Annotated in this window: 23 protein-coding genes and 2 riboswitches; of the genes, 10 read left to right on the top strand and 13 right to left on the bottom strand. The window is 48.7% G+C overall.

The features are described 5' to 3' along the window. Positions 1-34: 34 nt before the first annotated feature. Entirely contained in the window at positions 35-448 is a 414-nt protein-coding gene (locus tag WH46_RS15580) for a hypothetical protein (protein ID WP_046227445.1), read from the bottom strand. 118 nt (positions 449-566) lie between these two features. Next, a riboswitch (cyclic di-AMP (ydaO/yuaA leader) is annotated at positions 567-736 on the bottom strand. 383 nt (positions 737-1119) lie between these two features. On the opposite strand from WH46_RS15580, the gene WH46_RS15575 reads away from it, so the two are divergent. The 3 genes from WH46_RS15575 (at position 1120) to WH46_RS15565 (ending at position 3295) form a co-directional block, all read left to right on the top strand. After that, positions 1120-1569, top strand: a complete 450-nt coding sequence (locus tag WH46_RS15575; protein ID WP_052714256.1) for a hypothetical protein — start codon at positions 1120-1122, stop codon at positions 1567-1569. A gap of 64 nt (positions 1570-1633) precedes the next feature. Further along, positions 1634-2287, top strand: coding sequence for a universal stress protein (locus WH46_RS15570; RefSeq protein WP_017814845.1), 654 nt, complete (start codon positions 1634-1636; stop codon positions 2285-2287). A gap of 117 nt (positions 2288-2404) precedes the next feature. Next, on the top strand, positions 2405-3295 hold the full coding sequence (locus WH46_RS15565) for a DMT family transporter (protein ID WP_046227444.1): 891 nt from the start codon (positions 2405-2407) through the stop codon (positions 3293-3295). 134 nt (positions 3296-3429) lie between these two features. Here the strand turns inward: WH46_RS15565 and WH46_RS15560 are convergent, their stop codons facing one another. The 3 genes from WH46_RS15560 to WH46_RS15550 form a co-directional block, all read right to left on the bottom strand. Then, on the bottom strand, positions 3430-4404 hold the full coding sequence (locus tag WH46_RS15560; protein ID WP_156172287.1) for a hypothetical protein: 975 nt from the start codon (positions 4402-4404) through the stop codon (positions 3430-3432). 246 nt (positions 4405-4650) lie between these two features. Next, positions 4651-5052, bottom strand: coding sequence for an AbrB/MazE/SpoVT family DNA-binding domain-containing protein (locus tag WH46_RS15555; RefSeq protein ID WP_046227442.1), 402 nt, complete (start codon positions 5050-5052; stop codon positions 4651-4653). Positions 5053-5130: 78 nt separating this feature from the next. Beyond that, positions 5131-6717: a DUF4153 domain-containing protein gene (locus WH46_RS15550; RefSeq protein ID WP_046227441.1), complete on the bottom strand. Its 1587-nt coding sequence runs from the start codon at positions 6715-6717 to the stop codon at positions 5131-5133. 295 nt (positions 6718-7012) lie between these two features. On the opposite strand from WH46_RS15550, the gene WH46_RS15545 reads away from it, so the two are divergent. Further along, complete coding sequence (locus tag WH46_RS15545) at positions 7013-8716, top strand: ABC transporter substrate-binding protein (protein WP_046227440.1); 1704 nt, start codon at positions 7013-7015, stop codon at positions 8714-8716. A 246-nt stretch (positions 8717-8962) separates the two neighbouring features. After that, positions 8963-9295, top strand: a complete 333-nt coding sequence (locus WH46_RS15540; protein WP_017814850.1) for a KGG domain-containing protein — start codon at positions 8963-8965, stop codon at positions 9293-9295. Between the two features lie 545 nt (positions 9296-9840). Here the strand turns inward: WH46_RS15540 and WH46_RS15530 are convergent. The 9 genes from WH46_RS15530 to WH46_RS15495 form a co-directional block, all read right to left on the bottom strand. Continuing rightward, a complete protein-coding gene (locus WH46_RS15530; RefSeq protein WP_046227439.1) occupies positions 9841-10845 on the bottom strand; it encodes an asparaginase in 1005 nt (334 codons plus the stop codon). Positions 10846-11166: 321 nt separating this feature from the next. After that, positions 11167-11937 carry a DinB family protein gene (locus WH46_RS15525; RefSeq protein ID WP_052714255.1) on the bottom strand — a complete coding sequence of 257 codons (771 nt, stop codon included), beginning with the start codon at positions 11935-11937 and terminating at the stop codon, positions 11167-11169. 117 nt (positions 11938-12054) lie between these two features. Then, complete coding sequence (locus tag WH46_RS15520; protein ID WP_046227438.1) at positions 12055-12996, bottom strand: helix-turn-helix transcriptional regulator; 942 nt, start codon at positions 12994-12996, stop codon at positions 12055-12057. Positions 12997-13219: 223 nt separating this feature from the next. Next, entirely contained in the window at positions 13220-14569 is a 1350-nt protein-coding gene (locus tag WH46_RS15515) for a nucleobase:cation symporter-2 family protein (protein ID WP_046227437.1), read from the bottom strand. Further along, the gene (locus tag WH46_RS15510; RefSeq protein WP_046227436.1) at positions 14569-15270 is read right to left on the bottom strand and encodes a xanthine phosphoribosyltransferase; all 702 of its coding nucleotides are present in this window, start codon (positions 15268-15270) and stop codon (positions 14569-14571) included. Before WH46_RS15510 ends, WH46_RS15515 begins: the two co-directional genes overlap by 1 nt. A 186-nt stretch (positions 15271-15456) precedes the next feature. Beyond that, positions 15457-15560, bottom strand: a riboswitch (purine riboswitch). 406 nt (positions 15561-15966) lie between these two features. Beyond that, entirely contained in the window at positions 15967-16101 is a 135-nt protein-coding gene (locus tag WH46_RS24515; RefSeq protein ID WP_269430627.1) for a hypothetical protein, read from the bottom strand. Positions 16102-16387: 286 nt separating this feature from the next. Then, entirely contained in the window at positions 16388-17323 is a 936-nt protein-coding gene (locus WH46_RS15505; RefSeq protein ID WP_046227435.1) for a dihydroorotate dehydrogenase, read from the bottom strand. Next, positions 17304-18080: a dihydroorotate dehydrogenase electron transfer subunit gene (locus tag WH46_RS15500; RefSeq protein WP_046227434.1), complete on the bottom strand. Its 777-nt coding sequence runs from the start codon at positions 18078-18080 to the stop codon at positions 17304-17306. Before WH46_RS15500 ends, WH46_RS15505 begins: the two co-directional genes overlap by 20 nt. A gap of 82 nt (positions 18081-18162) precedes the next feature. Further along, entirely contained in the window at positions 18163-19182 is a 1020-nt protein-coding gene (locus tag WH46_RS15495) for a YdcF family protein (protein WP_017813417.1), read from the bottom strand. A 175-nt stretch (positions 19183-19357) separates the two neighbouring features. Between WH46_RS15495 and WH46_RS24090 the strand changes: the two genes are divergently transcribed. From WH46_RS24090 to WH46_RS15475, 5 genes are all read left to right on the top strand, one after another. Further along, positions 19358-19528 carry a hypothetical protein gene (locus tag WH46_RS24090; protein ID WP_156172286.1) on the top strand — a complete coding sequence of 57 codons (171 nt, stop codon included), beginning with the start codon at positions 19358-19360 and terminating at the stop codon, positions 19526-19528. A 123-nt stretch (positions 19529-19651) separates the two neighbouring features. Continuing rightward, positions 19652-20359, top strand: coding sequence for a response regulator transcription factor (locus WH46_RS15490; protein WP_017813415.1), 708 nt, complete (start codon positions 19652-19654; stop codon positions 20357-20359). Beyond that, positions 20356-21351, top strand: a complete 996-nt coding sequence (locus WH46_RS15485) for a sensor histidine kinase (protein ID WP_046227433.1) — start codon at positions 20356-20358, stop codon at positions 21349-21351. Before WH46_RS15490 ends, WH46_RS15485 begins: the two co-directional genes overlap by 4 nt. A gap of 172 nt (positions 21352-21523) precedes the next feature. Further along, a complete protein-coding gene (locus WH46_RS15480) occupies positions 21524-22288 on the top strand; it encodes an ABC transporter ATP-binding protein (RefSeq protein ID WP_046227432.1) in 765 nt (254 codons plus the stop codon). Then, a complete protein-coding gene (locus WH46_RS15475; protein WP_046227431.1) occupies positions 22263-24140 on the top strand; it encodes an ABC transporter permease in 1878 nt (625 codons plus the stop codon). The genes WH46_RS15480 and WH46_RS15475 overlap by 26 nt, the downstream gene beginning before the upstream one ends. Positions 24141-24277: the final 137 nt, after the last annotated feature.

The raw sequence follows: 24277 nt of genomic DNA, 5'->3' as shown, positions 1-24277 counted from the left end.
TGATTTTTCCGGTGATATGGAGATACCAATATATTCACAGTAAAAAAGCGGCACTGCCGCCATTGGTATGGATAATATAATTCGCCCCCAGCCCTTTGTAGATCATGCGTGAATTGCTGCCTTCGGTAATGACATAGACTGGCTGGCTCGTCCATGAACGACAGATCTGAATGTAACGGCAGCAGAGCGGCAGACTGCGCTCAAACAAATAGACTTTGCCGATATTAAGCTCCGGCATGATCCATAATTCCTGGCGCTGTGTATCCAGCAGGATCACATGTTCAAAGCCCATTCCTTCAAAACGCACCTTCTCCGCATAGCTGTTCACAATAAGGGCAAACGGGATTTTTTTTACTTTTAACAGCTGGACAAACTGCTCTCCAGCCCGGGTTGCCGGCGATACCAGTATATATTCTTCCGACAAATGATGTTCCTGCTCCAATTCCATTTTTCTTCTCCTCCAGTAGTATAAAGGCAACAAAAAAGAAGCCGAGGAAGAGGTGGTCTTCGTCAGCTTCTTCGACATCCGCGCAGAAATATCCCTGACGGATGGCATGACAATTGTCGCCTCTCTTATTTTCAGCTTACGAGGTTAGCTGCCGGATTCGGAAGTAAGAGTCTCCCTACAGACAGACAGAATTCCATAACATTCTGTCATCCGATTCACCCCTGAAAAGAAACCGTTATGGCTCTTCTCGATGGTTCCCCCGCTCTCTGTATACAGCATGGCTGTATCACAAAAACTCAGCTGGTATGTGTGCGCTGCGATCAGCGCTGTCTTATGAACTTGAGACGAATCATACTCCCGCTGCTGAACGTTGTAAAGGCTACTCAAGCTGTGTAAAAAGCTGCTATACCGAATAGATGTGGATTAACAGATAGGATACGCTGTATAGCTCTCATTTCCTCTTGTTTTCACCATTTTATTTACAGAAAATGAAAATCGAAGCATACGCCAGATTTTGGTAGGCAGCGATAAGATTACCTGGAATGAATACGATTACATGAGGCATTCCTGACAAATATGAGCTGCCATGATGCCAGGTGTCAGTTTACGTTCAGCCGAATCCCCCTCTATGATAGCTGACAACTACCATTCCCCTGAGGAGCGTGCCTTTCATGCAAAATGTATTATCGGTCCCTGCGCCACTAAATATTTCTGCAATCCCGATCACCTGTATCGGCTCACTGGAAATCTATCTATATGATCATCAGTGTTTGTCCCTGCCGGATAGCTGTATGATGCTGCATTGTGGTCTGCTGCGTATCTCACTGGCGGGCGGATCCGGCTGGGCGGAGTATGAATTCTCCGATGGACAGCGTCGATTGGATCTTGTGCGCTGGGCTTCCGTATTTCGGCGACTCAAAGGGCTGACCGTACAGCAAGCACTGGCGTATGTGGAGATTCACCGGCAGGTCTGGGGCCATACCCGTTCCCAGCTGGCGATCGAAGCACTGCATAATTATACGATTCGGCAAAATGAAGCTGAGGATTCAACTCCTTTCAGACAGCCTCTGACAGAGCGTCAATTTCTGGGCGATTATGCACAGGCTTATTATTCTTTTTGAGCGAAGCTGGTTAAGAGTTCATTATAGATACAATAATACGTACCGAACAAAGGAGAATCCGATGATGAATGACGAGAAAATTATGGTCGGGGTCTACTACGGCCCTAATGGCGAGCGACTGATCAGGCGGGGTATTCGGCTAGCAGAGCTGCTTCAATCTCCGCTATACGTCATCACCGTATTGAATGAACCGGTTAGTGAACTGGATATGCAGCAGGAGAATTATCTGAATTCATGGAAAAAGTTGACGGAGGAAGCCGGCGGTACATTTATCATCAAGGTCGATGAAGAAGATGAACCGGCAGATATCATTGCCGAAGTGGCGCGTCAACAGCAGATCACCCAGCTCATTATTGGTCAGTCGGCGCAGTCCCGCTGGCAGGAAATTACCCGTGGCTCTATCATTAATGATCTGCTGGAAAAAATGGGGGCAGTCGATATCCATATCGTGGCTGTGCAGCGGATGAAAGCACGTCTGGAAGAAACTCATGAAGACGGTGTAGAAGTTGATGTTATCCGCACACCTTCCGGCTACCAGATTCGTTACGAAACCGATCAACCTATCGTAACGCAGGGAATCTTTTTTAAGGATCAGCATACCGATTTTGATAATGGACTGCTGAAGCTGCTTATGAATGGCGAGTACAAATACTTAAAGGTGTTCAAAGGTAGAGTCATTGATTTACCTGAAGACGTAATTCAGAATACAGGCTCATAATGAATAGTTTCGTAGAAAGGACACTGCCAAAAATCTGCAGCGTCCTTTTGTTTGAATTTCCGCATTAAAAGGCGTATGATCAGAAATACTGCTTGGATATACAGAAAGGAAGACATTATGAACACCTTGACACCACTCAAACGGGCGGGGCTGATCGCTGCACTGGTATTTCTGTGGGGCATCTCCTGGTCCATCTATAAATTGGCGCTGGATTATACACCGCCACTGTTATTCGCCGGCCTGCGTACATTGGGAGGCGGCGTACTGCTCATGTTGATCCTGCTGCCCCGGCGGCGGCTGATTCGCTGGCATGCCAACTGGAAAGCCTATGTCATTTCCGCAATTCTGAACGTTGTCCTGTTCTATGGACTACAGACATTGGGTCTGCTCTACATGCCATCCGGGCTGTTCTCTGTACTCGTCTATCTGCAGCCAGTATTGGTCGGGCTGTTTGCCTGGATGTGGCTCGGCGAATCCATGTCTCCATTGAAAATCATCGGGCTGATCCTTGGCTTTGCCGGTGTCATCTCTGTCAGTGCAGGCGGCTTCTCCGGACATGTCGCTGTGATTGGCGTCGTGCTGGCGCTGGTGACTGCACTAAGCTGGGCACTGGGTACCGTCTATATCAAAAAGGCCAATCAAAAAGTCGATGCGCTGTGGATGGTTGCTTTTCAGTGTACACTGGGCGGACTGGTGCTTACAGCCTCTGGCTCGGCAACGGAGAGCTGGTCTGCTATTACATGGAATGCGCCTTATCTGATCGGACTGATCTTTGGCATTATTTTCGGAATTGCCCTGTCGTGGATTATCTACTTTACTCTGGTCGGTGCCGGAGATGCGAGCAAAGTCGCTTCCTACACCTTCCTCGTACCGCTGTTGTCGGTATTTATCGGTACCCTGATTCTGCATGAGCCGTTCACCTGGTTCCTGCTGCTCGGTCTGGTACTGATCGGTATCAGCATTTACCTGGTCAATCGTAAGCCGAGAATGCTGAATATGCGGTCTTGATTGTAGACATATAGAGCCAGGCAGCATTATAGTTGCTGCCTGGCTCTATGTTTGTTTCGCTGCACGACTGGTAAATATATTATCCAGGATCAACATCCAGAGTCGATATTCCTCTGGGTGTTGATCTTTTTTTGTCAGCTGCTGTAAGTAAATATCTCGACATCCGCCCAGCCCTGACTTTCTCCGCTCATTATGACCTTGAACAAATGATTTGATGAATAGGCATTTGGAATATACATATATCGATAACCACTTTGGGCATTCATAAATTCACCGACCCACTGTCCGGTAGTCAGATCCTTGATTCTGCAGTGAAGGGTTGGCATCGTGTCGGCAGTCCGGTTAATCTGAATAGCGAGCGTTTGCCCACTGTCCATTCTAAAGCTTGTGCCGATTTGCTTTCCTTGTCCCTCTTTTACGGCTTTGTTCAAATATACTTTTTGATCTATAACATTCTGTATTTTGGGCTCGTTATCATATGTAGTGATAGGTTTTTCTCCGAGTACTTCACCTTTGTTAGGAGACCAGGTATTATATTCAAATTCCTGCGGTTGCTTGACTGATTGGATAACAATCATGCCTTGCTTTAGCAATTCGTTAATAAAAGCTTGATGGTCCTGATTGTTCCACTGAGGTTGGGAGCTGAGTTCATAACTGATTTGCTTGCGGACCATTTTCTCAATGACAGGATCATTAAGGTAAGCACGCGTATCATCGGTAAAGCCAACAATCACTTTCTTCCCTTCGATCATGAGCTCTTTTTGAACCAGAGATTCATTTTGTGGTTCCCATTGACGACCAATTTGATAATAGGGTGTGGTTCGATTGTAGAGATCGATTCTGAGACCATTTACATCGATATAAAAGGGCACATCGGTCACCCGTACACGCACTGCACTGGCAGAAGAGCTGCTAATATCTAGCGTTTCCTGTACATTCTGAGCAAGTGTATAGGTAGGATTATAATAGGTTTCCAGCATACCTGCCTTTTCGGAATATGCAAAAACAGGATTAGGAAACATTAATGGAACGGCTCCTATTGATACTGCTGTCACACTTATTCCCACTACCAAACCAAGCCACTGTCTTTTCTTTTTAAAAATAGACATTATTTGCCTAACCTCCGATATCCTTAGTTTGTCCAGCTTACCTCATCCTCTGATCCTTTATTCCATGAGGAAAAATCTATGCTTCGTTCGCCCATCCTTTTCATTATACAATTTGTATAATTCTGGTAAACCATTTTTTTCACAAGATTAGATAGAGACTTCAATTTGATCATCTAGAGAAACTAAAAAAAGAAGCAACGAATAAGTTCGCAGCTTCTTTTTCAGGTTTAGTTTAGAAACATGGGATTAATACAGCTGTACATCCCTGTAAGACTGCCAGCTGCCCCATTCATTACCGTGCTCCATAGTCCGGTCCTGCAGATACCGGTACGGGCTTAATGGAAAACGAGGCCCTTCCAGCAGTACAATTTCTCCGAGATCTCCATGATCCCACAGCGTAAATACATCTCCTGGTTGCAGGCCGGATTCGGGTACCATAGATGCGGGGATCCGTACTTGTCCATACGTATTCCATGAATCGGGGATCTTACTGACAATACGAATCTCCAGACCTTCGACGGTATCTTCCTCCGACTCAAACTGCGGTGGACAATCTTCCTGTAGATCACTCAGTTGCTGCAGCCATTCTCCTACCGGCAGATCAGCCGGATCACTGTTCCAGCGAATCATTGCCTGTAACGTAAACATGGGTTCATTCCCCTTTCCTGTTCTGGTTATGATGTCTTCGAAATATGGTTATCCAGTTAGGGTTATCCGTAGACTCCATTAATGGTGGTTATCCTGACGCAGTGCCCGGATCGCCAGATAGTCGCTCAGATTGATCGACTGCCATCCTCTGTCTTCTGTGAACAGATAAGCCCAACGCTCGTGCAGACCAGCTCCCAGCCCCGGCACTTCATGCTCACGGCTGAATTTCAACAATGACGGTACCGCATCGGCGGACAATCCGGTCAGGTAATCCATATCCAGCTGCCCGGTCTGTTCATAACGCTCCATATTACGGCTCGCGATCTGGCGGTCCATACCGGCATAATTGACCAGCACGTAGGCAACCAGTGCCAGAATAATATAACAGCGCGCCAGCGGCAGACGACGAAAATGTATCCGCAGTCCCGCCACAATCAGCAGAACGCCAAGAAATATCATAAAAGCATGCACGAGAAAGCGGATTGTCGTATAACCATACGCCTGCTCATATAACAGAAGACGGGTAAACGCCGAATATAACATCACGCCGGAACATAATACGAGTACATACAGCAGTCCATTGTTCAGAAGCTGCAGTCCTTTTCCCGCAGGACCGGCATAGAGCAGTCCGCATAGCATAATCACAAAGTTCAGCGCAGTCACCAGCACCAGCTCTGCAAATCCACTGCGCGCATATTCGGCATACGTACTGCCATCCGGCAAATTGCCTTGCGGCGCTCCGAACAAGTAAGAGAACTGCAGGAAAACAAACAGCACATACACGATATTGATCAGCACCAGCACCGTTCCGAGAATAATCGGATCGATCCGTACCGGGGTGGCAGTCTGTACAGGCAGCGCAGCAGGATGAGGCATTGGAGCATGTATACTATGCTGCTCTGTTGAATTCATGCCTGGCGACGGAGTGGCAGAAGCCGTTCCCGGCGGCGTTTGCCAGACAGGAGGGGCATAGATGAAAGGCTTCACAAATCCCCATAGGTAACCAAACAGGATAAAGCCCATGATCACTACCCAGACCAGCCGGAATGTACCCTCGCCAGGCGACAGATTCATAATCCAGCGCGGCATGGTACCCAGCAGCTCGTTAAACATACGATCTGCCGACGTTAGGAGCGCAATAATAATGAACAGTAGCGGCAGAGCTGTCAGCACACCCAGCATGATTTTGCGGAATATTGTACGCTGACCTTCCTGCATCCGCTGGGAAGCTTTATTTTTCAACATGGCAAACGGAGTAATAAAATGACGGAACGTCTGCGGAATCAGATGATCCAGTGCATCGATGATTAGCGCCGGCTGATTCCAGTCCAGTCGTCTGCGGCTCAGCATATACGCCAGATGCAGAAAAATCAGACACGGGATAAACAGACCGTTCAGCACCCGAAAAAACTCATTTCCGAATAATCCGTACGTACAGGACAGCAGTAAAATAATGACCATGACCAGTCTGCTGAACCATGATCCCTGCCGTAGCCGATCACCCGCATACGTATACATATAGAAATAAAACAAAATGACAAAGACCGGATAAGAAATGCCAAAGTCGTGTCCATAAAACAAATATTGATGAATGACCGCCAGAACAAAAGCACTGATAAGTGCAATCCATCCCCGCTGGGGTACTACAATCAACTTCTCGTACAATGCTCTCTCCTCCAGTTGGATTCGTATATTTACTGATAGTTTTGTTATGCTCAACTACAATTTTGCTTTCGATCAGGAGTTGGGTTTGTGGTTATTTTTATTGTAGATGATAAAATAAGAAAATAAATAGAAGAAATAAACTGGAAAATTTCCTATTTTATTTGGAGACAATCCCATCAGAAATAGCATGGGAGAAAACGGATTACCTCTTGGCGTCATGTGGATAAGTACTTCTGAAAAAGTATAAATATACAGGAATATAAAAAGTTCCTACTGGAACAAAGGGAGGAATACCATGAAATTACATCGGCAATTCCTGCTGCTGCACTCCCAGTATGGAGCACAGAACGAGCAGAATGTCACACTGGATGAATTGGCAGAAGTACTGGAATGTACACACCGAAATGCACTGAATATTATTACTCGCATGAGCGAGCAGGGCTGGATTGGCTGGCAGTCCCAACGGGGACGGGGACGGCGCTCACAGCTGACCTTTATCGCGTCTCCCGAGCAGATCGCCATGGAGTCGATGATGCATACGATTGAGCGCCGGGATATTCGGGACAGCATGGAACAGATCCGTCTGCACGCACGGTCGCCGGTTGTGGAGGAACAGCTACAGGACTGGCTGCTTAGCTATTTTGGCCCGCATTCGGAGATTCAGCGTGACCGGCAGATTGACCAGCTACGGCTGCCGATCCGACAGCGCATCCATACGGTAGATCCGCTTTATATGAATCTGTTGGCCGAGTCGTTTGTATCCAGCCATATTTTCGACGGATTGGTTCGCAAATCAGGTGCAGATGGCCTCATCACTCCGCACCTGGCGCATGCCTGGGAGATCGACGAGCAGCGGACAGGGTGGACTTTTTATCTGCGCAAGGATGTGCTATTCCACCATGGACAGATTCTGACTGCCGAGGATGTTGTGTATACTTTTGAGCGGCTGATTCGTACTTCGCGCCGGGCGCTGTACCGGTTTGTATTCAAGCAGATTCAGTCGGTACGTGCGCTGAATTCCACCACCGTTCATATTCAGCTGCAGGAACCAAGCGAGCTGTTTTTGCCTTTTTTGTGTACCAGCCGGGCCGCGATTGTGCCAAGGGGATTGAATCGGCGCAATGAGCAGGAATTTGGTCTCAAGCCGAGCGGTACCGGTCCTTTTCGGATGGTGGAGCAGAGTGAAGAGCGCTGCGTACTGGAAGTGTTCAAGCCTTATTTTCAGGGACGCGCCCATCTGGACCGTGTAGAGATTATTCATATCCCATGGTCGGTTAGCGGAAACCGGGCTGATCCGGCCGATCCGGTCTCTCCTTTTCACCTGATCCCCAATCCTTCCGTGCCGGATGACCATTCCTGGAGTCAACTGCCTTCGCCGGTATCGGTACGCAAGTTCATCACGTTCAATACGCAAAAGGAAGGCCCGCTGCGTGACCCTCATATTCGCGCCCATATCTGCAACTGCTTGCAGGGTGTAACCACAGAAAACGCCACACCGACGTCTGCAGCAGATACCGAAAATACCCTTACACCGCTGCGGATTCTGACGATTCCGCAATACCGCCGGGATGCGCGCGAGATTGCCGAGACACTGCAGCAGCATTACGACTGTGAAGTCGTTTCTCTGCCGATCGAGCAGTTTCAGGGACCGCTGCGAATGGAGTCTGATCTTATCGTATTCTCACTGACCCGTGATCAGGATGAGCAGTTGCGTCTCTATGATCTGTATCTGACCCTGTCCCAGCATCTGGATACCCATACACGAATCGATATTGAACATGCCCTGATCAATATTCGTCGCCAGTCTGATTCCCGGCTGCGGGATACGCTGTTCCAGCAGATCTGGGAGCGGCTCGCTGCGGATCACCAGCTATATGTACTGTATGAGAAACCTGTTCAGACCGCGTATTTGCCTACGGTACGCGGGATTACGTTTAACAGTCAGGGGTGGGTCGATCTGCGGCATATCTGGTTCCCTTCACCAGCAGCGGATTTATAATAATCCCCAAAAAAATCAACAAAAAATAACCTGCCGGATCGTCTGTTTGGCAAAATGGGAGAAGTACTGTCATGATGGGGATCAAGCGATTTGGCGAGGAGTAATATGAAGCAAGGCAGTGATTTAGCACTGGCTGTTCTGGGGGGATTAGGGTGTTTATTCTATTTTCGGACGGGTAATACAATATCGTGGCGCTGATCATAACAGCACACATACAACTAGAAAATTCAGAGGAGTGAGTAGAAAATGGCAAACAACAACAGTACTAACAACAACGGCAAAATGAGCAGAGAAGAAGCAGGTCGTCTGGGTGGAAAAGCCACTTCTAAAAATCACGACAAAGAATTTTATCAGGAGATCGGTCAAAAAGGCGGCGAATCGACATCTGATTCCCACGGCAAAGCATTCTACCAGGAAATCGGCCAAAAAGGTGGTCAATCCACTTCCAATTCCCATGATAAAGAGTTCTATCAGGAAATTGGCAGCGAAGGCGGCAAAGCGCGCAGCAATTCGGACGGCATGAGCCGCGAGGAAGCAGGCCGCAAAGGCGGACAGGCACGCTCCAAAAATAACGACTAAGCGCTATTGAACCTGCGCGGAGTATGCAGGTCACCCGCTTCTAATATTGAATATGAATGCCTAAAAAGGCAAAAAAAGAGCAGCCCAATCAGAGGCTGCTCTTTTTCTATAGGATCTAAAAGCAAAATGATAGAAAACACCGATCAGGATTCTGGCGCACGGTACTGTGATAGGAAGCAATACAAACGCGTAAATAGTACCCCAAATTAGCGTACCCTCTACATTAATCGTCTCGATCCTACCGCGCACAATATATTCGCCCAGAATGGCTCCTATCGTACCACTATACAGCGTTACTATAAAGGCAATGACCAGGCTAAGCAGCCATAACTTTTTATTGGAGACTTCATTTCTGTTATAAAAATATCCTCCCAGCAGCATGAATACGACTGCAAATGGGATGATTAAAGATATATATAATCAGCTTTCTCCCCATAACGATGTGATTCCACCTGCTGCTATTTGACCAAACAGCATAAACAGAAATGCAGTGATCAAGGCAAGCACAGTGCCAAAGATCAAGCCTTTAAGCATCAAAACAGGCTTCATCGCAGGATTGGCATCGTAATCTCATCTACATAATTGGTTGCCATCATGCGTGCGACTTCGGCCGGGCTGTTTGCCTGTCCGAGCACCCACATCATTTTGGTCGTCAGCGCTTCGGTTGTCATGTCGTAACAAGGAATAACTCCCTTTTCCAGAGCGCGCTGTCCTACTTCATAGATCGTCAGATCGCCGCCTTCGTACAGGCATTGTGTAGTCACGACGATGCTGATGCCGCCCTGCACCAGCTCCTCGATTTTGTCGATCAGGTTAATCTCTTTGAAAGGTACACCCCCGAGACCGAAGCCTTCGACAATAATGCCTTTGTAGCCCAGATTGCGCACTGCATCGAAAATATCCGGGCGCATCCCCGGAATCAGCTTGAGCAGGAACACATCTGGCGAATATTGATCGTTATATACATGCCCTTCCGGATAAACGGACGGTTCAATCTCATTGTATACGATACGATCCTCCTCCAAATAACCGATATAGGGATGGTTAATGCTCTCGAAAGCATCATAGCTTTTCGTTTTCACTTTGGACGCCCGTGCGCCATTGATGATCTTGCCGTTAAAAACAACGAACACACCGGACAGCTCACTGGATGCAGTCAGGAACGAGTCTTTGATATTTTTGCGGGAATCACTATATTCCGCCAGTACCGACACCTGGGAACCGGTAATTACGACCGGCTTGTCAAGCGCGCCGAGCATAAAGCTGAGCGCTGAAGCCGTATACGCCATCGTATCCGTACCATGTGCAATGACGATGCCATCATAGCTTGGCAACTGCTCGTGTACGGTACGGGCAATCGTCACCCACTCTTCCGGCTGGATATTCGTGCTATCCACGCTCATCAGCGTCATCGCTTCTACATTGCATATTTCCTTGACCTCCGGTACAGCCGAGATAATATCGGCTGCCGACTGCGTCGGAGTCAGTCCTTTGCCTGCTGCCGAAGATGAGATCGTACCACCTGTATTGATAAACAAAATATTTTTCATAAACTGTCTTCCCTCCACCCGTTACACCTGTATGATATGGATTCATCCGTCAGCCGCTTTATAACTGTGCGTGCTGCACATCTCCGGCCGCCGGATGGGATCGTTGCGCCTGATAAGAACTAAATTTAACACTTTTCCATGATCGTGTATATGAAGATACCTCTTGATTATAGAATAAATAAAAGACAGGTTCCATGCAGGATGATGGAGCTGAATCCAAAGGAATCCACACACCAAAATCCCTGTGTCCTGCAGTATTCTGCATAGACACAGGGATTGATAGCAAATCGTATAGGATTACGATGATTCCAGTAAATAAGCTTACACAGACCTATTCAAAAACTCATCCAGACGACGCTTCTGGTGCAGGTGATGACGATAATGCATCTCGATCAGTATCAACCACTCGGACGCGGTCAGATCACCAAACCGCGGATGTTTCTCTGTATAAATTGCGGGGACCGATACTGCCTGCGGGGCAAGCTCGCGAGCGCGTATACGTACCTGCTCCAGACCACTGAACAGCTGTTCCAGACTCTCCGGCTGTACCGGATCGGGGACGCCCTGCACTTTGACTCGTACAGGCGGGAAGCTTCCATCGGCAAATATGCTTTCACCGGACGCTGTTTTCCCAGGTGCCGATGCCTGAGCCGAAGCAGAGGCCGATGCGGATGCAAAATCACTCTCTGCTGCTGCCGTATGTTCCGGGTAAGCTCCATGCATAGCGGATTCCTGCTGCAGATCCTGCTCGTACCGCCGGATACATTTGTCCATATTGCCGAGCTGCATGTACAATGCCGAAGCGATCAGATGCTGATACATCTGTCCGAGTGACCATTCTTCCGCGCTCGGCTGGCGGGTGAGCTGTTCCAGTGTATAACGATTCAGTTCCTGCCCATATTGATCCAGCTGCTGTTCCAGACGCTGCAGAGCCAGCTGCATCTTTGCTGATTGATCGATATGGACAGGAGTGTCCATGCTGCTGTTCATATCCAGAGCTGACTCTAGGGCTTTATGGATCTTGCTGTTTGTTGCCGGATTCATCTGGGATTTCATATTCGCAGTCATGTTTTTATCGGTTTGCATTGTCATAAGTATACCTCCTGGTAAGTGTATAGTAGGCCTGCTTTGAGCGGCTGTCTGTGCCGTTTTCCAGAGCAGGATCAATAACTGTACCCAGTATATCGAATGACTACTGACAGCATAGTGTCAGTAACTATTCAGCATATTTTGCAATTCTTGACGCAGGCGAATGCGCAGCTCATCCGGCTCCAGTACCACGGCCCCTTTTCCCCAGCCCAGCACGGTATGAACAATCTCGTCGATTCGGCGTACCCGCAAGATAGCGATGATCTCTCCATCCCTTTCCTCCAGCTGCTCCAGATAAAAGCTGCCGTCCTCCCGCAGCCGGTTAGCGATTCCTTCACTAATCTGTACTTTGACCAGTGTCTTGCGATCATCTTCCGGACGATAGCGACTAAGCTGGAAATCCTCCGGCCAGATAAATCCGTCTGCTTCCATAGTCAGTTCGGACATACGGGACAGCCGGAAGTGCCTGATCTGCTGGCGCCGCATACAGTGGGCTACCAGCATCCAGTGGCTGCCGGTAAGCACCACTCCATACGGACAGACTGTACGCACGCTATCGTCCGGATCTGCTGAACGTGATGGCTTGTTATAGCGAAAAGTCAGCTGGTGCCTACTCGCAACCGCCTCACAGATCTGCTGCAAATGGGTCGTATCGTCGATCTTCTCCATATTGCGTCCATTCATAAGCAGAACCGATTCACGTACCGCCGACGACTGCATATGAATAGATTCTGGTAAAATGGACTGGATTTTGCGTCGTGCCGAGACAGCGTCCTTTTGATACTTGGTACTGAGATAGCGCCCGACAAAGTCGGTTCCGATCCACATCGCTACCGCTTCATCCGCTGTCAGAGTAATCGGCGGCAGGAAATAGCCTTCCATCAACGAATAACCCTGACCGGGCGAGCCTAGTAGCGGTACGCCCGATTCGCTGAGCGCCTGCATATCCCTGTAGATGGTACGTGCACTTGTCTCGAAAATAGCTGCCAAATCCTGTGCCCGCAGTGTCGAGTGACGCTGCAGTTCCAGTACAATCGCCATTAGCCGTTCTGTTTTGTTCATCGCTTTGCCTCCGCTTCCAGATGATTCTCTCTCTTCAATATAACAAAAAAGACCCTGCGGTAGGCACAGGGTCTTTCTATATACTGCATTTCATCAACTACATTTTACTAACTGCATTTCATTGACTGTATTTTATTAAATGCTCACTGACTGTATTTCGTCGACTGCATGTATCACACAGCTAGCCAATGCTCTACAAAGCAGCCTGAGCAGCATTATTATTTTATTCCAGACCAGTTGAAGCTTTGACACCAGCGCTTGCATCCACACCCAGTCCAACTACCGGTTCCTCGCTGCTCTCTTCGGCATCGACGGTTCGTTTGTCCGACAGAATCAGATTGAGAATAACGGCTGCCACCGAGCCGGTAACGATACCGTTTTGCAGCAGCGGCTGCAGGAAGCTTGGCATCTGGGCGAAAATAGCCGGCAGTACCGCGGAACCTACACCAATCGCAATACTGCAGGCCACGATCATCAGGTTGCGGTCGTTGCGCAGATTGACTTCACCCAGAATAGACATACCCGAAGCAGCGACCGAACCAAACATCACGACCATGGCTCCGCCCAGTACCGCACTCGGAATGACGGTTGTCAGTGCAGCCAGCTTCGGCAGCAGACCAAGTACGACCATAATTCCGCCAGCAGCGAAGATGACATTGCGCGTCTTGACCTTGGTCAGCGAGATCAGACCAACATTTTGCGAGAAGGCTGTATACGGGAATGCGTTGAATATACCGCCCAGCACGATCGCCAGACCTTCGGAACGCAGACCGCTTACGATCTGTTTTTGCTCTACTTTTTGTTCGGTAGCTTTGCCGACAGCGATGTAGACGCCAGTCGATTCCACCATGCTGACAATGTTCACGATAATCATCGTCGCAATCGCGATCCAGCTGAACTGCGGAGTACCAAAGTAAAATGGCTGCGCCACCCGGAACCAGGACGCGTCACCGACTGCGGCAAAATTAACCATGCCCATCGCATAAGCCAGCACCGTCCCCACTACCAGACCAACCAGTACCGAGATCGAGCGCAGGAAGCCTGTCGCTACCCGATTCACGATCAGAATGACCAGCAGCGTTACTACGGCCAGCAGCAGATTATGCGGTGCGCCAAAGTCTGCACTGCCCTGTCCACCGGCAACATTGTTCATCGCAACCGGAATCAACGACAACCCGATGATCGTAACGACCGAACCCGTAACGATTTTCGGGAAAAAGCGTAGGAGCTTGCCGTATAACGGAGCAGCCAGCACGACGAAAATCCCCGAGACAATAATCGCCCCATAGGCAGTTGGCAGATTGGACGTAGAAGCAATCGCGATAATCGGTCCTACCGCCGTAAAGGTACAGCCCAGCACAACCGGCAACCCACTTCCGAAATAACGTGTGCCCAGCACCTGCAGCAGAGTCGCCAGACCGCAGGTGAACATATCTGCTGCGATCAGGTACGCCATCTGCTCCGGCGTCAGGTTCAATGCATTACCAATAATCAGCGGTACGGCAATAGCACCGGCATACATCGCCATAACATGCTGGAGTCCCAGCGTGAATACTTTGCGTTTACTCAGCATCAGATACCCGCCCCGATTCGATTAAGATCTGCAGTCGCTGGTGACGACTGGATAGTTTCCTTTACATCATCTGTATGGCGATCCGTGTCTGCCAACTGCTCTGCTGCAATAATCGGCTGCAGCGGCTGTTCCTCGGTGAATTCCACGTGTCCCGGTGACATGGAGACGATGCGTGCCAGAGACTGTACCGGAATCCGGCGCTCTTCCAGCAGACCGCGTCCTTCCTGGAATGTCTTCTCGATCACGCAGCCTACACCGACCAGCGTTGCACCCGATTCGGCGACGATATCCGCCAGTCCGACCAGCGCTGCACCTGTAGCGAGAAAGTCATCAACGATCAGTACCCGGTCTTCCGGCTTGAGGTAATCTTTGACGATGCTCACCTGGTAGGTCTCGCCACGGGTAAAGGAATGCACCGATGCAGCATAGACCTGATCTCCCTGGGTAACTGCCTTTTTCTTTTTGGCGTAGACAAACGGCACGTTCAGCGCAATCCCGGCTGCCATCGCGAACTGGATTCCGCTCGCTTCGATCGTCAGTACCTTGGTAATCTGCTCGTGAGCAAACAATTTGGCAAACTCCCGCCCAATCTCTACCGCCAGCATGGTATCTACCTGATGATTCAGAAAGGCATCGACCTTGAGCACTTTGTCCGATAGAATCTTGCCTTCTGCCCGTATGCGTTCTTCCAGTAATTTCATGTGGTTTCTCCCCTTTTGTCTGTCTGTTGTTCTGTATTCGTCTGGACTTCAATTTTCATGTATAAAACAAAAAAAGGCAGGCCACCTGAGTTAATACACTCAAGTGAAGCCTGCCTGTATGCATGTTCATATACAGAATGCGCCAAAAGCCGCATCCTGATCCCTTTTACCGTTCAGCAAAAAAGGATCAGCACGTTCTTCACTCATAGTCGGACAATTACAATGGTTATCCGGTAGAAACTCTTGGGCCCTATTCCCAATATTATATGAGTGGTCGCCGTACCAAAGAGGTGGGTATGTACGCAGAATCGATACCTATTCGGTATAGTGCTGCGTCCTCCTGTACGGCCTGTATCAAATTATATATGTATACTACACGCATTCATGTTATGTTTCAAGGATATTTTTCAGACTTTCAGTAAATTTCATAAGGAACTATTTTCATAAAAAGTAGTAGTCTGTTCAAGCATGGATAAGATGTTATTTATTGCTTATTTCTTGATTAAGAATACACTCATTTACGTTATAATATGATATTCATTTGAAGATCCATGTTTCATTTGAAATCTGGATTGTGTATACTATACATAAAGAAAGCCTGTAGTGTTGGTCCACTACAGGCTGGATCGACAAGATCGGCGGAATCATACGGCGATCGCTCGGAATCAAATATACCTTAAGACCGCCGGAGGTCTCCTAACCTTTATCCCGGCGGTTTTTGTTGTCTTTTACTCGTCTCCAGATCTCATACAGCTTATCGATTCCAATGATCAAACCGATACACTTTGCTGACGTATCCAGAATTCTGAGTAGCAGATCAACCAGTGACATGGCGTCACCCCCTTTCGGGTTGCGACGCCATATCTATTCCGTCGGTACTTATCTTCCGTGGATGATTATAACATGAATAACGCTTATAAGTCGTATGGATTTATATTTTGCATTCTATCTCAATCAGAATAGTTTCTAACAAAAATAAAACCGTGAGAGGCTCCCATTCGAACCATAGAGCTGCTCACGGTTTTCCTATGTGTATTTTATTCCTATCTGTATCATATCAACATTAACTCTGACGCATTCTCTGTACAGATGCTGCTTTTCCGATCATCTAGCAAAATCACCCAATAATACTGCGAATCTCCTCCAGCGATTCCACCCGTTGCTGCTGCATCCACATCTGCAATCCCTCAACCAGTTCAGTACCGACACGCAGATTCACAAAATTATACGTACCTACCTGTACTGCCTCTGCGCCGGCCATAATGAATTCGATCATATCCTCCACACTACTGATTCCACCCATGCCGATTACCGGAATCGATACTGCTCTAGCGACCTGATGTACCATCCGCAGGGCAATCGGCTTGATCGCCGGACCGGACAATCCGGCATATGTATTATGAAAAGCACTGCGCCTGCGATAAATATCAATCTTCATCGCTGAAAAGGTATTGACCAGCGATACTGCCTCTGCGCCTTCCTGTTCACACATTACTGCCATCTCTACCAGATCCTGTGCTCCCGGTGACAATTTGACCATCAGGGGCAGGTCGGTCACGCTTCGCACCTGCCGAACGATGCTGCGTGCCGTGTCTGTCTGAATCCCGAACTGAATACCTCCTTCACGCACGTTGGGACAGGAAATATTCAGCTCCAGCATATCGATGCCGCGGCTGCCCTGCTGTCTCTGCTGCCGGGTGTGCACGGACAACATCCGTGCGCCTTCGACGTATTCTTCGGCGTTGGAGCCACCCAGATTGGCGATAATTGCTGTATCCAGTGTCGCCATGTACGGCAGTTCCTTTTCCAGAAAAGCAGCAACCCCCGGATTCTCCAATCCTACACTGTTCATCATCCCGGAAGCGGTCTCCTGTACCCGGCAGCCCGGATTACCGGAACGAGGATGCAGGGTTAACCCTTTACAGGAAATGCCTCCCAGTGTGCCTGCATCTACGTACGCTGCATATTCCCTGCCAAATCCATACGTTCCCGATGCCATAATAACCGGGTTACGCAGGGGGACACCGCCGATATTACACTGTAGTGAGGTCATTCCAATCCACCTCCTCTGCTGCGAATACCGGTCCTTCTACACAGGTTCTGCGATTGCCACTGGTCGTCTGCACCGTGCAGGTCAGACAGGCTCCAATGCCGCAGGCCATATGCTTTTCGGTAGAAATATACAGATGTGTACTCGCCGGATAACCTTCACCATCATGCAAGGCAGCCTCATTCGCAGCGGCTGTACATTCGGCCAGTGCCTTGAGCATCCCTGCCGGTCCGCAGGCCAGAATCGTATCGTACCAGCCCGGCTCCAGCAGTTCCAGTATGCTCTTGTACCTGCTGTTCATTACCTTTACCCGAGTATCCGACTCTACCGCCTGACGTAAGCTCTCTACTCCGAATGTATCACCGGAGAATCCCAGATAAATATCGGCTTGCGCATAATGACGGGCCGCCAGCAGCAGCGGAGCGGTACCCATCCCGCCGCCAACCAGCGCGATTCGTCCCGGATCATCCAGTACCGGGAAACCATTGCCAAACGGACCTTCCAGCAGCACCTGCTGCCCTGCTGTCATACGTGACAGAATCGCGGTGCCGCGGCCATGCACCCTGTACAAAAAGGCGATGTAATCATCGCCCCTGTCGTGAATGCTAAGCGGACGGGATAACAGGGGATAGCTGTCTCCCCGGTATCCGTCATCTGCACGCAGCATATAAAATTGTCCCATCCGTCCCTTGTACGATCCTGCAATCTTCATTACAAAAACATCCGGTGCTATCTGTTCATTGGAAATAATACGAGTCATGCTTCCGCCTCCCTTTCGCCGCTACCTATCATACCAGCGGCTCGCGGATACGGTTGTAACTCTTCTCACAATGTCAGGCAAATCACACAATCATCAGCACCAATACCGCCATCATCGCCAGAATCAGCCCGGCTGCGATAATCCGGATATGAATACGACGATGCATCACGATAATAGCAATATATTCGCGAATAAAGGCGTTGGGGAGATAATACAGCGCGGTGTGCGATCCCACGCCGTCACCCTGTATACCTGCCTGCCTTGCATAAATACCAGCGCGAAACAGATGAAAATTATTGGTCACAAAGATGCAAGAGTACGGCTTGCCGCCCATCAGCTCATCCATCTTTTGCCGGGACAGACGCATGTTTTGCAGGGTATTGGCTGATTCGTTCTCGATAATGATATGGTCGGCCGGAATACCCTTTTCCAGCAAATACTGTCCCATCGCTTCGCCTTCCGCAGTCTGTTCATCACTGCCCTGTCCGCCGGATACGACGATCCGTGGCGGTTCTCCATCCTGGTGCCGCAGGTACACGTCAATTCCCTGATCCAGACGGCTTGCCAGCAGTGGTGGTACTTTGTTGCGAATGAGTCCGCTCCCCAGCACGATAATAAAGTCCGGTCGGTAACGCGGCCGATGAAAATTATAGAGCAGCGAAGATACCAGATAACAGATAAACAGCAATCCAAAATAGGCTACACAGAGCTGCACTACAATCACGAACGGTGCCAGCACACTGTTGTACGGCGCGATCAGTACGAGCGGCGGCAGCACCAGAATACCAAAGCCAGTCAGCATGGACAGCAGGTTGGGCAGCTTCCAGCCTTCCTTGCGCAATAGAATCCGGCCGTTATAAATGAGTGCTACACCGATCCCCAGTACAACGACCGGAGCCAGCAGCAGCAGAATCAGAATCAGCAGCACAGCGATATAAGGGATGTGGCCTGCCAGATGATTCATTGCATAAATGATCAGACCAAACAGCAGCAGAATAATCCCGATTGTCAAAAAGACACCGTTCTGCAGTCGTCTGCGATCCTGTGTATAGCTAATCACAAACATGACCAGACATAATCCGGCCATACCCAGTATGTACATCTATTTCTCTCCTCTTCTCCGGTTATGAACATAATACCATGAGTCCACTCTATTCTTACCCTTATTTTGAGATTACAAAAGTGTAAGGATAACGTAAGGAAAGATTAAGACAATGCGACATTATACGAAGGTATACTATGTTAGGATAAAACAATATCAATCCAAGGAGGAATCAATGATGGGAAAATGGCTGTTCAAAACAATAATGGCTGCCCTATTTACCGGTGCCATCGTCTATATCGGCCTGCATCATAAATGGCCCGAGCTGGATCAGATCGCACTGCTGGCCAAACAATATTCGCACATACTTACCGATATACTGCCGGCGACGGGCCGTACATTCTGATTGGATTCGCAGTATGCTTATCCACAAAATGGAACTTCATAACCAACATAGTATAATAATAAAGCATCCCACCGAATCTGCGGATACGTGTGGGATGATTCCATTTGTAAGGAGTCTACAGCCATGCAGAAAATTATGATTGTCGAAGATGATCCCAAAATTTCCGGGCTGCTGCAAAACCATCTGGTCCGGTACGGATATGAAGTAATTCTAACTGTTGATTTCAATAATGTATTGGAAGAATTCCAGCGAGCTCAACCTGATCTGGTACTGCTGGATGTGAATCTGCCAAGCTTTGACGGATATTACTGGTGCCGTCAGATTCGCAATCACTCTATCTGCCCGGTTCTGTTCATCTCTGCACGCTCCGGAGAAATGGACCAGATCATGGCTCTGGAAAATGGTGCTGACGACTATATTACCAAGCCTTTTGACTATGGCATCATGATGGCCAAAGTCCGCAGCCAGCTCCGCCGTGCTTATGGCGAATATGCTGCCCGAACCGAAGAAAATATTCTGGACGTTGCCGGTCTGCGCCTTTATCCGGAACGCATGGAACTGGTCTATGCCGACCATACCATTCTGCTAACCCGCAAAGAATGCGATATTATCAGCAGTCTGATGGAACGTCATCCCCGTGTAGCCAGCCGGGAAGCATTGCTGGAGAAGCTCTGGGATGATCAGACCTTTGTGGATGAAAATACACTGAATGTGAATATCACCCGTGTGCGCAAGAAATTTCAGGAACTGGGGCTGGAGGATGCAGTTGAGACCGTACGCGGACTGGGCTACCGTCTGTATGTCACCTGGACTGGAGAGGAGCAGCGATGAAACTTTTTGTACGTGAGCATGCGCTGCTGATTGTACTGCATGTGGTCCAGCTTTTTGTTGTACTGGGCATTTACTGGCTGGATGGCTATCATCATCTTGCTCCGGCACTGTATTCAGTATTTCTCGGGCTGTTTCTGCTGGGTTGCTATTTGACGTATCACTATCTCACCCGGCGCCGCTACTTTGGTATACTAAGTCGTCCGCCGGCAAATATGGAAGAGGCAATTCAGCGATTGGATCAGACACCGGTCAGCGAAGCACTTGAAGAACTGCTTCGTCAGCAGTATCAACTCTATCAAGAGCAGCTGGCAGCAACGCAGCGGGAGCAAAAGCAGCACTTAACCTTTATGGACCAGTGGGTGCATCAGATGAAGACCCCTCTATCCGTCATTGAACTGACCGTGCAGCAGGTGGATGAGCCCGAATATGCCAGCATTCGCGAAGAGACCGAGCGGATGCGCTCCGGCCTGAATACGATTCTGTATATGGCAAGACTTCGTACTTTTCAGCAGGACTTTCATCCACGCTCCATCTCGCTGGCAAAGATCGTGCATGAAGTGATTCATGAGCACAAGCGTTCTTTTATACGCAATAATGTCTATCCCGAAGTACAGGAGTGTGATGGAGCTCTCGTTGTAGAATCGGATGAAAAGTGGCTTTTTTTCATGTTGTCCCAGCTGGTTATGAACAGTGTTAAATATTCATCCGGCAACGGACAGAAGATTCACATTCACTCTTTTATTCGTGACCAGCAGGCGATACTGGAAGTGCGTGATCACGGCGTAGGCATTCCGGCAGCGGATCTCAAGCGGGTGTTCGATCCCTTCTTTACCGGCGAGAATGGACGGCATTTCCGTGAATCGACCGGCATGGGGCTGTATCTGACCAAGGAAGCTGCGGACCATCTGGGTCATGTGCTGGAGCTGAAATCGTCTCCGGGTCAGGGAACCACAATCCGTATAATATTCCAATCCTGGCAGCAAAAAGACTGATACATAACGGACAAAACAGCGATTGTTCCGAGTATGCCGGAAGTTGTCTGCCAGCCCTACCTTACATAGCTGTAAGCCGGATGAAAGCAAAATCGATAGTTCACTCCTGTCTCTCCGCCTATACTGGGCACATGAGAACGATATGAATTCCATGGACCAAGGAGGAATCGACATGCTTAATGTTAACCAGATCAGCAAAATCTACGAGGGAAAAATTGCCTACAAGGCGCTGAGCGATATCCATTTTACGATTGAAGACGGCGAATTTGTCGGCATTATGGGGCCATCCGGCAGTGGCAAGACGACGCTGCTTAATCTGATCGCTACGATTGATGAGCCTACCAGCGGGCAGATTCTGATCAACGGACAGAATATTAACCAAATGAAGAAAAATGAGTTGGCCCGATTCCGGCGTCGGGAGCTTGGTTTTATTTTCCAGGACTTTAATCTGCTTCATACCCTGACCGTACAGGAGAATATCGTACTGCCACTGACACTTGACGGCAGCAAAGTCAGTGAAATGAAGCAAAAAGCTGCAGCCATTGCAGAGAAGCTCGGCATCACTTCTATCATGGACAAACGTACTTATGAAATTTCGGGCGGACAGGCGCAGCGAACAGCGATTGCCCGGGCGATGATCCATTCTCCCAAAATGCTGCTGGCCGATGAACCGACCGGCAACCTCGACTCCAAATCAGCTCGTGATGTAATGGAGATGCTGGAAAATATCAACCGAGAGCAGCAGACAACCATGATGCTGGTCACCCACGATCCGGTAGCCGCCAGCTACTGCAGCCGGGTCATCTTTATCCGCGACGGCCAGCTGTACAGCGAGATTCACCGTGGAGACAATCGGCAGGCCTTTTTCCAGAAAATCATCGATACCCTATCGCTGTTGGGAGGGCATTCGAATGACATTTCGTCAATTCGCTTATAACAATGTCGCCCGTAACAAGCGTCTGTATGCCGCTTATTTTCTGAGCAGCATGTTCACGGTCATGGTTTTTTTTACCTTCGCAATCTTCGCCTATCATCCACTGCTGGCTGGCGGGCAGATCAATCATAATGTACAGGGCGGCATGTCGACTGCCAAATGGATGATCTATGTATTTTCCTTTTTCTTTGTATTGTACTCAATGAGTTCTTTTCTGAAGACCCGCAAAAGGGAATTCGGTCTGCTGATGATGCAGGGGATGTCTCCGGGACAGCTGCGCCAGATGGTATTTCTGGAAAATATCATTATCGGCTTTGCCGCGACACTCGGCGGTATTGTCCTGGGACTGGTCTTTGCCAAAGCTATCCTGCTGGCGGGCGAGCATATACTGGTCATTGAAGGTAGTCTGGATTTTTATTTCCCTACTCGTGCCATCCTGGTGACCTGTCTGGCATTTTTTATTCTGTTTGTGCTGATTTCATTGTTCATCTCCTCAGTCCTGCGCAGCGGCAAATTGATCGATCTGATCAAAGGCAGTCAGCAGGCCCGGAGTGAACCAAAAGCTTCACTGGTGCTGTCACTGCTTGTATTGGTGCTTATTGGTACCGGCTATACGCTGTCGCTTCTTGCCCGGGGTTCCGATGCTTTTATTTTACTGGTACCTGTCAGCATAATCGTATCGATCGGTAGCTATCTATTATTCACCCAGCTCAGCGTCTACATCATCCGTACATTGAAAAGCAAAGAGTCCTTTTTCTGGAACAGGACCAATATGCTTCTGCTATCCGATCTGTCGTACCGGATGAAGGATAATGCACGTACTTTCTTTCTCGTTTGTATTGTCTCTACAGTATCCTTTTGCGCCATCGGCTCCCTGTATGGACTACAGACGGTAGTAACCAGAAATGTAGCGCTCAGTAACCCCTATGTAATCAGCTTTGTGTCTCAAAGTAGCGATACCGATCGGTCGAATACTATGGCTACTATTAACCAGATACTTAACAAACACGATCTTCAAGCTGCACGTACAGAGCAGGTCCTTACAGAGTACAATATGGAGAATGACAAGTATACTCAGCTTATTATCAGTGTCTCCATGTATAACCAGCTGGCTGCACTCTCCAAGCGCCCTCTAATCCAGCTGGCTACCGGAGAGACAGTTGCAATAAACCCCTACTCACTGGAACTAGATCGCCTTAAGCTTCCATCTGCTACTGCAAACGGTATAGCGGTCAAGCCTGATCGACTTATCCAATCCGGTGTTCTGACTGTCGATGAAGTAACATTCGTCGTTCCGGATGATATTTATGACCGTCTTGGCCAACCAGCGGGACAACGACAGCTGTATGTATGGGCTGGTGATCAGGAGCAGACAGGTATTCTGGCTGCAGGCAAAGAAATCTATAGCGAATTGAAACCATCCACTAAGTCTCATCGGATTACTGTGCCTGCCTACGACGTCAACCAGGAGTTGGGTTCGTATGGAGCGATTCTGTTCATCGGACTGTTTATAGGAATTGTCTTTTTTGTCTCCGCCGGTAGCTTCCTGTATTTCCGACTCTACAGCGATCTGGATGAGGATAAACAAAAATTCCATTCTATCGCCAAACTGGGGCTGACCATCCCCGAGCTGAATCGGGTACTGAACCGGCAGATCATTCTCCTGTTCTTTGCTCCAATTGTTGTTGCACTGCTGCATGGGGCGGTCGCACTCACGACACTTGCAAATATGTTTCAGGTTTCACTATTCAAGGAATCGTTGACGGTACTGGGTATCTTTTTCCTGATCCAGCTCATTTACTTCCTGATCGTACGTTTCTTCTATATCAAGCAGGTACGTTCCGCGATTCGCTAATCATGTTCTGCCAGACCACAGCCATATGAGTGGATAATTCATACAGACATTCCGTCTTTGCTCCTGTTTAAAAGTAATAAAAGAAGCAAAAAGCCCGCTTTATCCAATACCATATGGTGTTGGATAAAGCGGGCTTT

It is taken from the genome of Paenibacillus dauci (assembly GCF_000971985.1).
GTDB classification, from domain to species: Bacteria; Bacillota; Bacilli; order Paenibacillales; family Paenibacillaceae; genus Saccharibacillus; species Saccharibacillus dauci.
The sequence above is the reverse complement of the archived record's forward strand: the minus strand, read 5'-3'. Positions and strand labels throughout refer to the sequence as shown.